Genomic DNA, 12,384 nt, shown 5'->3' with positions numbered 1-12,384 from the left:
AAAAATCCTTTGTTTCAGTCAACAATCAAGCGGGTGCGCGCGGCGGGAAAATCCGCGTCGGCATCCAGAAAATCAGGAGGATCAACGCCACCGCGACACCGGCCATGACGTAATAAAGATCCGCAGAAGTCAGCACCACGGCCTGCTGGTGCAGGCGGTGGGCAAGGCCCGCGGCATCGCTGTCAGCCAGGGGTGAGTTACCCAGGGCGTCCACCAGCATGGTCGAGTGGAAATGCAGGCGGTGGGTGGTCAGCACCTCGATCACCCCGGTGGCGACCACCGCCGCCAGGCCCTTGACCGTGTTGAACCAGGCCGAGGCAAACGGCCCGTCGGTGGGCACGATGCTGCCGGTGGACAGCATCAACAGCGGCAACACCGCCATCGGCTGCCCGAAGATTTGCAGCAGTTGCAGCACGTAGAACTCATCCCGGATCCACGCCGAGGTCAGTTGCGCGCCGCCAAGGCAGGACAAGGTCAGCATGCCCAGGCCAATCCCCAGCACCCAGCGGCAATCCACCCAGCGCAAGTTGCACAGGGCGGCCACCAGGGGCAGCGCGAGCAACTGCGGCAGCGCCATGATCAGCATCACCGGCGCGGTTTGCAGCGGCCGGTAACCCTGCACCTGCGCCAGGTAGCTGGACGGCAGGATGATCACCGCCTGCAACACCACCAGCACCCCGGCCAACACGATCAGGGCGAAGGCCAGGTTGCGCAGGCCGAGCATCTGCAACTTGAAGAACGGCATCGGGTGTGACCATTCATTGAGCATGAACAGCACCAGCAACAGCACCCCGCCAATCAGCAGCGTGGTGATCAGCGGCGACTCGAACCAGTCCAGGCGATTGCCCTGCAAGATGCCGATCACCAGCATGCAGATCGCCGGGAAGCCCAGCAGCAGGCCGCGCCAGTTGAACTGCTTGAGGCGCTCCAGGCGCAGCGGGTCCTGGGGCAAGCCGTAGGCCACGGCGGCCATGGCCAGCAGGCACGGTGCGACGATCTGCCAGAACGCCCACTGCCAGCCGACGTATTCGGTCCAGAGTGCCGCCAACGGTGTGCCGAGGCTGGGGCCGAAAGTGGCGGTCAGGGCATAGCCGGCCAGGCCGTAGAGCTTGACGTGGGCCGGCAAGAAACGCAGGGCCACGGTCATCAGCATCGGCGGCAAGGCTCCACCGGCCAGGCCTTGCAGGGTGCGCAGTACCAGCAGGCTTTCATAATTCGGCGCCAGCGGGCAAAGCACCCCCAGCAGGGTAAACAGGCCGATGGCCCACAGGGTGAAGCGGCGCAGCGAAAACGTCACCGAACACCACGGCGCAAAGGCCATGGCCGAGACGGAAGTGGCGGTGTAGGCAGCAACCAGCCAGGTACCTTCGTCAAACCCGATGTACAGCGCACCGCGGATATCGGCGAGGGCGACCTTGGTCACCATTTCGTTCAGGCCCGAGACCAGTACCGCCAGCAGCACGCCAACCAGGCCGATGATGATCCGTGGGCCGAACACAGGGGGGCTGACGGCGGCGGGTTTGGCGGCGGCCAAGGGCGCGGGGGCAGCGAGGGAAGTCATGAAGGTACAACTCGGCAATAGAATACCCGAGCAGTTTAATAAGGCTTAGACATGACGAAAACTGACTTGTGGGAAGGTTATAACTGCATCAGACGCAATGATTGAACGTAGGAGCTGGCTTGCCTGCGATAGCGGTGTATCAGTTACAGATGCGTTAGCTGACACACCGCTATCGCAGGCAAGCCAGCTCCTACATTTGATCGGGGTCATCAGACCGGCTGGGCTTCGCGCCAGGTCGCCGCGCAGCTTTCGCGCATGGTTTCGCGCAGCCATCGGTGCGCCGGGTCTTTGTCGAAGCGCGGGTGCCAGGCCTGGGTCAGGACCAGGGTCGGCAGGGAAATCGGCAGGGTGAATGCGCGCAGTGGCAGTTTCAGGCGATTGGCGCTGTACAGCGCTTCCTTGGGCACCGGCAGGATCAGGTCGGAGTCGGGCAGCATGAACATCGCACCGTGAAACCCCGGCGCGATCATCGCCACCCGGCGCTCCAGGCCCTGGGCACTGAGGGCAGTGTCGATCGGCCCACGGGCGATACCGCGCCGGGAGATGCTGATATGGGAGTAGCTGGCAAAGCGCGCCGCAGTGATTTCTTCGTCGAACAGCGGGTGGCCTTCACGGGCCAGGCCGACGAAGGTGGTGGAGAACAGGTTCTGCACCTTCACTTCCGGGGTGATCGGCATGGTGTTGCCGACGCGCAGGTCCAGGCGCCCTTCGCGCAAGGCTTCATCGTCACTGTCGCCTTCCGGCACAAAACGCAGCTCGCAGTGGGGCGCCACCCGTTCCATGGCATCGAACAAACGACCGCCATACACGCCGACAAAAAAGTCATTGGCACGCACGCTGAACCGCCGGCGCAAAGTGCTCAGGTCGACCTCGTCCGCCGAGCGGAACAGCAACGCCGCCTGCTCCACCACGTTGCGCACCTGGCCTTGCAACTCCAGGGCCTTGGGCGTGGGCACCAGGCCGCGCCCGGCGCGCACCAGGATCGGATCGCCGACAGCCTCGCGGATGCGCGTCAGGGTGCGGCTCATGGCCGCCGGGCTGAGGTTCATCCGCCGTGCGGCGCCCACCACACTGCCCTCGTCGAGCAAGGCGTCGAGGGCCACCAGCAGGTTCATGTCCGGTAATTGCATGCCAAGCACTCGTGATGAATGTGGAGTACAGCGCACGCAATCGTAGCAGGCTTTATCGGTACTGTTTCAGGCTATGCGGCAGGTAATCGGCGTAGGTGGCGGTGGGATTGGCCTGACACTGGCGGACGATTTCCGGCAATAAGTTTTCCAGCTGATCGGCCAGGACCAGGCCGTCGGCATAGGTAGTTTTGCCACTGAACGCCGGCAGCATCACCGCAACGCGGGTGATGGCGAAGCTCTTCATGGCACTCAAAGGGCGGGTGGGATGCTCGCGGCGGAACTGGCTGACCTCCTCGCTCAAGTCACGGCAGGATTGAAACTTCACCTCGGTAAAGTTCAGTTGCACCCCTTCACGGCTGATGGGCTCGGGCGAAAACAGCATATCGTTGCGCGCCTCGACCACCGCAGGCCGCTCGGCGCTCACTGTCCACGGCTTGAAGCGCCATTGCTTGGCCGCACCGACAGCCGCTTCGCCAAAGGCGGGCTTGGTGGCATTGAGCGCTTTTACATCGCTGACCGATCCGTCGTTGTGGATCTTGAGGCTGATCCGCGCATGCCCCTGGGTGGTTGTCAGGGTCTTGGGGTACACCGGCTTGACCGTGAACACCACTTCAGGCTCAAACCCGGCAAAAACCGCTGTCGACGCGAGTAAGGCTGCAGCCAAGACAAGAAACCGCATGTTCGTAAATCCTTTTACCGGCCAGGCCTGACGCCAGGGCGGCGTCAGGTTCGGGCGGCATTATCGGACTCATAGCGGCCAAAGAGCAATAATTCCTATTTAGCGCTGCATGCCCCAGCGCTTCACGGTGACACGCTCGAGGGTGTCGAACACCAGGTTTTCCACGAGCAGGCCGATCAGGATCACTACCGCCAGCCCGGCGAATACCTTGTCGGTGTACAACTCGTTGCGGTTCTGGAAGATGTACCAGCCCAGGCCGCCCTTGCCGCTGGTGGCGCCGAACACCAGTTCGGCGGCGATCAGCGTGCGCCAGGCAAAGGCCCAGCCGATCTTCAGGCCGGCGAGGATCGACGGCAGCGCCGCCGGGATCAGGATAAACAGCACAAAGCGCATGCCCTTGAGGCCGTAGTTGCGCCCGGCCATGCGCAGGGTTTCCGACACTCCCATAAACCCCGAGTAGGTGTTGAGCGCCAAGGCCCACAGCACCGAGTGCACCAGCACAAAAATCAGGCTGTTCTGCCCCAGGCCAAACCACAACAGCGCCAGGGGCAGCAGGGCAATCGCCGGCAGCGGGTTGAACATCGAGGTCAGGGTGCTCAGCAGGTCGCGGCCCATCTGGGTCGAGACCGCCAGGGTGGTCAGGGCAAATGCCAGGACGATGCCGATCAGGTAGCCCTTGAGCAGCACCACCAGCGAGATGCTGACCTTGCCCAGCAACTCGCCGCTGGCAATGCCGTCGTAGAAGGCGTGGAAGGTCTGCAAGAAGCTGGGCAGCAGCAGGTCGTTGTTCTGATAGCGCGCCGCCGCTTCCCAGAGGATCGCCAGCACGATCAGGATCAGGCCCTTGCGCAGCCAGCCTTGTTGCCACAGGCGTTGGCGCAGGGGTAAGGCGCGTTCCACGGGCACGCCGGGCAGCGGTTGCAGGGTGATTTCATATTCCTGGCGCATGGGCACAGTCCTTCAATAAGCGATGCGGATGTCGGCGAAATCCAGTTCGGTTTCTGCCTCGGGCGACTCATCGAACAACAGGCGATGAATACGCCGCGCTGACGCCTGGAACGCCACACCGCCGAGGCTGTGCAGGTCGTATTGATGGCTGTGGATTTCGGCGCGCACCCGCCCTGGATGGGGCGACAGCAACAGGATGCGATTGCCCACCACCAGGGCTTCTTCGATGGAGTGGGTGACAAACAGCAGGGTGAAGCGCACCTCTTCCCACAGCAGCAGCAACTCCTCCTGCATCTTGCGTCGGGTCAGGGCATCGAGGGCGGCGAAGGGCTCGTCCATCAGCAGGATTTTCGGCTGCATGGCCAACGCCCGGGCAATCGCCACCCGCGCCTTCATGCCACCGGACAGGGTGTGCGGATAGGCGTCGGCAAAGGCGCTCAAACCGACCTTGTCGAGGTAGTACAACGCCCGCTCCTCAGCTTCGCGGCGCTTGAGGGTCCGGGACGCCAGCAACGGGAACATCACGTTCTGCTTGACGGTTTTCCAGGGCGGCAGTTGGTCGAACTCCTGGAACACCACGATGCGATCCGGGCCCGGTTGCTCGACCTTTTGCCCCAGCAGGCGGATCTCGCCTTCGCAGGGTTTGATAAAGCCGGCCACCGCCTTGAGCAGCGTGGATTTGCCGCAGCCCGAAGGCCCCAGCAGTACAAAGCGATCAGCCGGATCGATCTCGAAGCTGACCTGGTGAGTGGCCCGCACCACCCGTTCGGGGGTGCGGTATTCCAGGCTGACTTGATCCACCGCGAGCAAGGCTTGGGCGGGACTCAGGTTGCTGGCCGTGTGGCCTTGCAAAGGCGCGTTCATCTCAGCTCCCTTGCAGCGGCTTGGCATCCTGGAAGAAGTAATCCTTCCACGACTCGGGTTTGTTCTTGATCGCGCCCACGCGGTAGAGGAATTCAGCCAGTGGGTAGGTGTTTTTCGGCGTGACGCTGAACTCAAATTGCGGGTTGTCGATGATTTTCAGCAACTCGGCCCGGTCGATCTTGGCCTTGGTCACCCGGATATAGGTGTCGGCGGCGGCGCCCTTGTCGTTCTGGGCGAACTGCGCGGCCTCGGTCAGGGCATCGATGAAGGCCTTGTAGGTTTTCGGGTTGTCGTGGCGAAACTTCTCGGTGGCGAACAACACGGTCGGCGAGTTCGGCCCCAGCAGGTCATAGGTGTTGAGCACCACATGCACGTTCGGGTTGGCCAGGGCCTGATCCTGGAACGGCGGGTTGGAGAAGTGCCCGGTCAGCTCGGTGCCGCCGGCGATCAGCGCGGCCGTGGCGTCGGGGTGCGGCACGGCGATGGTGTATTTATCCAGGCGATTGAATTCCTTGTCGCCCCATTGCTTGGCCGCAGCGTATTGCAAGAATCGCGACTGCACGGAAACCCCCACGGCCGGCACGGCGATGCGGTCTTTCTCGGTGAAGTCTGCAATGGTCTTGACCTTGGGATTGTTGCTGACCAGGTAGTACGGGAAGTTGCCCAGGGAGGCCACGGCCTTGACGTTCTGCTTGCCGTGGGTGCGGTCCCAGATGGTCAGCAGCGGGCCGACACCGGCGCCGGCAATGTCGATGGAGCCGGAAAGCAGCGCGTCATTGACCGCCGCGCCGCCGGACAACTGGGTCCAGTCGACCTTGATGTCGATACCTTCCTGCTTGCCGTATTTCTCGATCAGGTTCTGGTCGCGCACCACGTTGAGCAGCAGGTAAACGATGCCGAACTGCTCGGCAATGCGAATCTGGCCTTCGGCCTGGGCGACAGTCGGGGCAACCAGACTGCCGGCCAACAGGCTGATGCCAAGGCCCACGGTCGCGGCCAATCGTGCAAAGGGGGTTTTGCTGGACATGGTCATGCTCCGAATCAGAAGGGGGCGTCGCCCTGGATGGTGGTGCGAAACAGCTTGCGGCGCAGGTGGCTGGGGCAACCGGCGGCCAGGTGGATCAGCGAGCGGTTGTCCCAGAACACCAGGTCGTGGGGCTGCCAGCTATGGCGGTAGATGTTGTGCGGGTGGACGCTGTGGGCGTAGAGCTGGGCCAGCAGGTCGCGGCTTTCGTCTTCGGGCAGGCCGACGATACGGGTGGTGAATCCTTCACTGACGAACAGTGCCTTGCGCCCGTTTTCCGGGTGGGTGCGCACCACTGGGTGCACCACCTCGGCGACCTGGGCCAGTTGTTCGGGGGTCAGGGTTGGGCGCCAGTTGCCTTCGAATTTGGTCTCGCTGTAGCGCGCGGTGTAGGAGTGCGCGGCGCTGCGGCCCTGCACGGCTTTGCGCAGATGCTCGGGCAGTTGGTCCCAGGCTTTGTGCATGTCGGCAAACAGCGTGTCGCCGCCTTCGGACGGCAACTCCTGGGCGTGGAGCATCGAACCCAGGCTCGGCAGTTCCTTGTACGACAGGTCCGAGTGCCAGAACTTGCCAGCGTCGCCCAGGCCGACGGATTGACCGTTTTCGATGATGTTGGAGACGATGAGGATTTCCGGGTGGTTGGCCAGCAGGAACTGTTTGAGCACATGGATCTGCAACACGCCGAAACGGCGGCTGAAGGCGATCTGTTGCTCAGGGGTGATGCGCTGGTCGCGGAACACCACCACATGGTGGTCCAGGTGCGCGCGGTGGATGCGGGCGAAATCCTGGTCGTTGACCGGACGCGACAGATCCAGGCCGATGATCTCGGCGCCTACGCTGCCGGGGAATGGGCGGATGTCGAAGGTTTGGGCGGTGGGCAAGGCGGCTGTGGCGGTGGACATGAGATCACTCCCTGGCAGTCAGGAGAGCGACTTTATAGATATAAGAACTGGAATTTAAATACCGTTAGAGAATAACTATATGGCCTTTTAAGGGGTTGAGGCCGGAAAGTGTGGTGGAGTTGAGGGCCCTATCGCAGGCAAGCCAGCTCCCACATTTTGACCGTGTAAACCGATCCAATGTGGGAGCTGGCTTGCCTGCGATGAGGCCAGGCCAGGCAATCGAGATCAACGCTCCTGCAACGACTCCGCCCGGGCCTTGATGATGGGCTTGAGCAGGTAGCTGAGGATGGTTTTCTTGCCGGTGATGATATCGACCGAGGCGACCATGCCGGGGATGATGATCAACGGCTTCTCATCGGTGCCCAGGTGGCTGCGATCGGTGCGCAAGGTGATCATGTAGTAGGTGGTTTTCTTGTCTTCGTCGGTGATGGTATCGGCACCGATGCGCTCCAGCTTGGCCTTGAGGCCGCCGTAGATGGTGTAGTCATAGGCGGTGAACTTGACCACGGCCTCTTGCCCCGGGTGCAGGAAAGCAATGTCTTGCGGGCGGATCTTGGCTTCCACCAGCAGGGTGTCGTCCAACGGCACGATTTCCACCATGTCGCTGCCCGGCTGGATCACCCCGCCGATGGTGTTGACCAGCAGTTGCTTGACGATCCCGCGCACCGGCGAGGTGACCAGGGTCCGGCTCACCCGGTCTTCGAGGGCTTTGCCGGTGGCCTGGGCCTTGTTCAAGTCGGTGCGTGCTTCGTTGAGTTCGGTCAGGGCTTCGCTGCGGTATTTACCGCGGGTCTCGTCGATCTTGCGCTGCACTTCCTTGATCGCCGAATCGGCGCGGGGGATGGCCAGGGTGGTGGCGTCCAGCTGGCCACGGGTTTCCATTTCTGCGCGCTTGAGGCGCAGCACTTCCACCGGCGACACCGCGCCCTGGGCGACCAGGGGTTCGGACATGTTGATTTCCTGGCGCTGCAACGACAGCTGGTTACGGTACTGGCCCTGCTTGGAGGTGTATTCGCGCATCTCCTGCTGGCGCTGGGTCAGTTGCTCCTGCAAGCCGCCGATTTCGTCCTTGAACTGCTGGCGCCGGCTTTCGTACAGCGACTGCTCGTTGATCGCCTGGGTGGGCGCAGCAGCCCGTACATCTTCAGGGATATTCAACGGCCGGTCTTCGACCTGGGCGTTCAAGCGTTCGATGCGCAACAGCAGGGACAGGCGCTGGGCCTCGGTTTCCCCGGCGTTGGAGACAAAACGTGTGTCGTCCAGGCGAATCAGCGGCGCGCCGGCTTCGACGATCTGCCCTTCCTTGACGTACAGCTCGGCGACGATGCCGCCTTCCAGGTTCTGGATCTTCTGCAGCTTGGAGGATGGGATGGCCTTGCCATCGCCACGCGTGACTTCGTCGACCTTGGCAAAGCCGGCCCACAGCAGCATGCACAGGAAAAACCCGATGATCCCCCAGATGGTCAGCCGCACGACGCGCGGGGCATCTTCGATCAGGGCCTTCTTGACCTCTGGCAGTGGCTGGCCGTCCAGCGAATCGGAACCAATGAAGTAACGACGGACCGCGTCCTTGAATTTACGCAACACTGATCTGCCCCTTCTTCAACGCTTCCATCACTACGGCTTTCGGGCCATCCGCGAGGATCTGCCCACGGTCGATGACCAGCAAACGGTCCACCAAAGACAGCAACGACGCCCGGTGTGTCACCAGCACCACGGTCTTGTTTGCCACAACGGCTTGCAGGCGCTGTTTGAGGCGTTCCTCACCGGTGTTGTCCATGGCGCTGGTCGGTTCGTCCAGCAGCAGGATAGGCGGGTTGAGCAACAGGGCACGCGCCAGGGCGACGTTTTGTCGCTGGCCGCCAGAAAGGTTCTGGCCCCGCTCGCCTACTTGCAGTTCGTAGCCTTGCGGATGCAGGCGGGCAAATTCGTGGACGCCCGCCAGTTCGGCGGCTTGCAGCACCACTTCGTCTTCAACGTAGCGGGCGCCGGAGACCAGGTTGTCGCGCAGGGTACCGGCCAGCAGTTGGATGTCCTGGGGCACATAGCCGACGTTGTGGCGCAGTTCGCTGACGTCGATCTGGCGAATGTCCACGCCGTCTACCAGCAAGGCGCCAGAGTCGGGCTGATAGAGCCCCACGATCAGTTTGGCCAGGGAACTCTTGCCCGAACCGCTACGCCCGATGATGCCGATCTTCTCGCCGGGCTTGATCACCAGGTTGATGTTCTTGAGCGCCATGTTCTGCTGGTTGGGGTAGGTAAAGTTCAGGCCCCGGCACTCGATGGCGCCTTGCAGGGTGCGGCGGCTCAGGGGGCGCTCTTCGAAGTTGCGCTCCTGGGGCAGCTCCATCATCTGGTCGGTGGAGACCATGGTGACTTTGGCCTGCTGGTAGCGGGTCATCAGGCCCGACAGCGACGCCAGGGGGCTGAGCGCGCGGCCACTGAGCATGTAGCAGGCAATCAGGCCGCCCATGCTGAGGTTGCCGGCGATGATCTGGTAGACCCCGAAGACAATCATGATCACACCCGCCAGTTGCTGGATCAGCAGGGTGATGTTCATCGACAGCCCGGAGAGCATTTTGACCCGCAGCTCAAGGCGGCTGAGGGTGCCAATGGTCTGTTCCCACTGGTACTGGCGCTCGCTTTCGGCGTTGTTGACCTTGACCGCGTCCAGCCCGGCCAGGGTTTCGATCAGGCTCGACTGGCGCTCGGAAGCCAGGGCCATGGTGCGCTCCATGGTGGCGACCAGCGGTTTTTGCAGCAGGTAGCCGATGCCCAGGGCAATCGGGAAGGCCAGCATGGGGATCCACACCAGATGCCCGCCGAGGATGGCGATCACCATGAAGATCAGCAGGGTGAACGGCAGGTCGATCAGGCTGGTGAGGGTCAGGGACGCGAGAAAATCGCGCAGGCTCTGAAACTCGTGGATGTTCTGGGCGAAACTGCCGACCCGCGCCGGGCGGTACTTCATCGACATGCCGACAATCCGCTCGAACAGCGTGGCCGAGATGATCAGGTCGGTTTTCTTGCCGGCCAGGTCCAGGCACAGGCTACGCAGGCTCTTGAGGACCAGGTCGAAGACATAGGCGATAAAAATACCGGTGGCCAGCACCCACAGGGTGGCGGTGGCCTGGTTCGGCACCACGCGGTCGTAGACATTCATCACGAACAGCGGCGCGGCCATGGCAATCAGGTTGATCAGGAAACTGGCGGCGATGGCATCGGCGTAGAGCCAGCGCGAACGCTTGAGGGTATCGCGAAACCACGAGCGGGCCCGAGGGATCAGGGTGCCGTGGCTGACATCGAATTTGTGCTGGGGCTGGGCAAAGAACACTTTACCGATGTAGTCATCGGCCAAGGCTTGACGCTTGACGATGGTTTCACCGCCATCGCTTTCGCTGAGCAGCACCTGGGCTTCGTCTTCACCCTGCCAGCCGAGCAGCACGGCGCTGCGACCGTCCTTGAGCAACAACAACGCCGGCATGGCAATCGCGGGGATCGAATCGAGCTTGCGTTGCAGCAGGCGCCCTTGCAAACCGGCGCGGGCCGCGGCCCGGGCCAGCAAATCGGCAGTCAGTTGCTGTGCCGGCAATGGCAGACCGGTGGTCAGCATCGCCGCACTGGCGGGCTTCTGGTGCAGGGCGCAGAGAGCCAACAACCCGTCGAGTAACGGGTCGTCGTGCAATGTGCGTGGATCATGACTGAGATGGACTCGACTGACTTCTGATTCCACGCGGGCTCTCTCAACTAACAGATGGGACTATAAGGAATAGCTCAATTCATCCCAGGCAGTTGAACTTTCGGCTTCACATCGTTCTGTACGACGGAGGCCATCGGTGCGACCACTCCCTGGCTCTTGAGCAACTCGCCCATGGTCGCCTTGATTCGGTACTGAGTAAATAACTGAACGTTTTTTATCTCTTCCAGACGACGCGAAGCGGTGAACAGTTCGTTCTCGCTGTCGAGCAAGTCGAGCAGGGTCCGCTCGCCCAGGCTGAATTGCTTTTGGTACGCGCCGCGCACCTTGCTGCTGTGGTCGACGTATTGCTGGGCAATCGGCACCTGGGCATTGGCGTTGTTCATGGCGTTCCAGGCCAGGCCCAGTTCTTCGTTCAATTGACGCAGGGCGTTGTTGCGGATATCCAGAGCCTGGTTGGACTGGTAGGACTTGGACTCCAGCTCAGCCTTGTTGCTGCCACCGGCATACAGGTTAAAGCGCATGCGCAGCATGGCTTCCCATCCATTGTTGTGGCTGGCGTCGCCGTCGATGTTGTTGTCGGCGTTGCGGCCCAACTCGGCGTCGAAGCGTGGGTAGAAGGAAGACTTGGCGGCTTCGTATTGTTTTTCGGCGGCGGCGATGTCGGATTCGGCCGAACGCAGGATCGGGCTGTTATCCAGCATCTGGCGGCGCGCTTCGTTCAGGTCTGCTGGCAGCAGCGCCATGAAGCTTGGCGGACGCTCCAACTGATCGGCTTCCTGGCCAACAGCGCTCAGGTAGTTGGTCTGGGCATCGGCCAGGTTGGTCTGCTCGGTGATCACGTTGTTGCGGGCCTGGGCCAGACGGGCTTCGGCCTGGTCCAGGTCAGCCCCGCTGCCGACGCCGCGCTGGGTGCGCAACTTGATCTGGTCGTAGATGCGCTCGTGATTGCGCAGGTTGTCTTCAGCCAGGCGCACGAACTCACGACGGGTCAGGACGTCCAGGTAAACCTGGGCTACCGTCAATGCTGTGCGCTCGGAAGTGCCAAGCAACGAGAAAGCGCGGGAGTTAACGGTGGCTTGTTGACGCCCAACTTCACTGGAGGTGGCAAAACCGTCAAAAACCATTTGCTGCAGGCGCAGGCTCGATTCACCGCGATTAAGGGTGTCCCAGTGGCCGCCACGGGCCCGGGTGGAAGAACTGTCGGTGCCTTCACGGCCGTAACCGGCGTTCAGGTCGACACGGGGCAGGTAACCGCCCTTGGCCGCACGTAACTGATAGTCGGCAGCAATACGAGCGTTGACACCTGCCTGAATCTCCGGGTGCACATCCAGCGCTTGCTGCATGGCCTGGGGCAGGGTTTGGGCTTGTACAAAACTGGCGGCGAGAACGAACGGTATTGCCTTAAGCAGGTGCAAACGCATTTAAAAATTCCCCAGGACTTCTTGTCTCAAGTCACAGCAACTTGGCGTGCTGCGTTAGAAAATGGCTACCGTAATGACCGTACGTCGGAAAGTTCAAAAGCGGAACTGGTTCACACATGTAGGACGGTTCGCCGCGTGAATATCAATGTGACATT

General features: G+C 62.0%; 10 protein-coding genes. All 10 read right to left on the bottom strand.

From position 1 onward, the window contains the following. Positions 1 to 25: 25 nt before the first annotated feature. The 10 genes from ACO77H_RS00690 to ACO77H_RS00645 all read right to left on the bottom strand — a co-directional run bounded on the left by ACO77H_RS00690 (position 26) and on the right by ACO77H_RS00645 (position 12,229). Positions 26 to 1,561 (bottom strand): MFS transporter, encoded by a 1,536-nt coding sequence (locus tag ACO77H_RS00690; protein ID WP_170058211.1) that lies wholly within the window; start codon positions 1,559 to 1,561, stop codon positions 26 to 28. A 209-nt stretch (positions 1,562 to 1,770) separates the two neighbouring features. Beyond that, positions 1,771 to 2,691 (bottom strand): LysR family transcriptional regulator, encoded by a 921-nt coding sequence (locus ACO77H_RS00685; RefSeq protein WP_169953996.1) that lies wholly within the window; start codon positions 2,689 to 2,691, stop codon positions 1,771 to 1,773. 52 nt (positions 2,692 to 2,743) lie between these two features. Continuing rightward, entirely contained in the window at positions 2,744 to 3,370 is a 627-nt protein-coding gene (locus ACO77H_RS00680; RefSeq protein ID WP_169953997.1) for an energy transducer TonB, read from the bottom strand. A 99-nt stretch (positions 3,371 to 3,469) separates the two neighbouring features. Continuing rightward, positions 3,470 to 4,318: an ABC transporter permease gene (locus ACO77H_RS00675; RefSeq protein ID WP_057438937.1), complete on the bottom strand. Its 849-nt coding sequence runs from the start codon at positions 4,316 to 4,318 to the stop codon at positions 3,470 to 3,472. 12 nt (positions 4,319 to 4,330) lie between these two features. Further along, positions 4,331 to 5,182, bottom strand: a complete 852-nt coding sequence (locus ACO77H_RS00670; RefSeq protein ID WP_169953998.1) for an ABC transporter ATP-binding protein — start codon at positions 5,180 to 5,182, stop codon at positions 4,331 to 4,333. A 1-nt stretch (position 5,183) separates the two neighbouring features. Then, a complete protein-coding gene (locus ACO77H_RS00665; protein ID WP_432754847.1) occupies positions 5,184 to 6,209 on the bottom strand; it encodes an ABC transporter substrate-binding protein in 1,026 nt (341 codons plus the stop codon). A gap of 14 nt (positions 6,210 to 6,223) precedes the next feature. Beyond that, a complete protein-coding gene (locus tag ACO77H_RS00660; protein ID WP_432754846.1) occupies positions 6,224 to 7,108 on the bottom strand; it encodes a TauD/TfdA dioxygenase family protein in 885 nt (294 codons plus the stop codon). 225 nt (positions 7,109 to 7,333) lie between these two features. Continuing rightward, positions 7,334 to 8,695, bottom strand: coding sequence for an HlyD family type I secretion periplasmic adaptor subunit (locus tag ACO77H_RS00655; protein WP_029298775.1), 1,362 nt, complete (start codon positions 8,693 to 8,695; stop codon positions 7,334 to 7,336). Beyond that, entirely contained in the window at positions 8,685 to 10,841 is a 2,157-nt protein-coding gene (locus tag ACO77H_RS00650) for a type I secretion system permease/ATPase (RefSeq protein ID WP_169954001.1), read from the bottom strand. Before ACO77H_RS00650 ends, ACO77H_RS00655 begins: the two co-directional genes overlap by 11 nt. 41 nt (positions 10,842 to 10,882) lie before the next feature. Then, entirely contained in the window at positions 10,883 to 12,229 is a 1,347-nt protein-coding gene (locus ACO77H_RS00645; RefSeq protein WP_029298771.1) for a TolC family outer membrane protein, read from the bottom strand. Between the last annotated feature and the right edge of the window lie 155 nt (positions 12,230 to 12,384).

The organism is Pseudomonas sp. WMBT8 (genome assembly GCF_050916005.1).
GTDB lineage: Bacteria > Pseudomonadota > Gammaproteobacteria > Pseudomonadales > Pseudomonadaceae > Aquipseudomonas.
This window is presented reverse-complemented; position numbering and strand designations above follow the sequence as displayed.

Coding starts and splice junctions, on each gene's coding strand:
- ACO77H_RS00665 (WP_432754847.1), bottom strand. CDS start 6,209: ATGTCCAGCAAAACCCCCTTTGCACGATTGGCCGCGACCGTGGGCCTT.
- ACO77H_RS00660 (WP_432754846.1), bottom strand. CDS start 7,108: ATGTCCACCGCCACAGCCGCCTTGCCCACCGCCCAAACCTTCGACATC.
- ACO77H_RS00690 (WP_170058211.1), bottom strand. CDS start 1,561: ATGACTTCCCTCGCTGCCCCCGCGCCCTTGGCCGCCGCCAAACCCGCC.
- ACO77H_RS00675 (WP_057438937.1), bottom strand. CDS start 4,318: ATGCGCCAGGAATATGAAATCACCCTGCAACCGCTGCCCGGCGTGCCC.
- ACO77H_RS00670 (WP_169953998.1), bottom strand. CDS start 5,182: ATGAACGCGCCTTTGCAAGGCCACACGGCCAGCAACCTGAGTCCCGCC.
- ACO77H_RS00680 (WP_169953997.1), bottom strand. CDS start 3,370: ATGCGGTTTCTTGTCTTGGCTGCAGCCTTACTCGCGTCGACAGCGGTT.
- ACO77H_RS00685 (WP_169953996.1), bottom strand. CDS start 2,691: ATGCAATTACCGGACATGAACCTGCTGGTGGCCCTCGACGCCTTGCTC.
- ACO77H_RS00645 (WP_029298771.1), bottom strand. CDS start 12,229: ATGCGTTTGCACCTGCTTAAGGCAATACCGTTCGTTCTCGCCGCCAGT.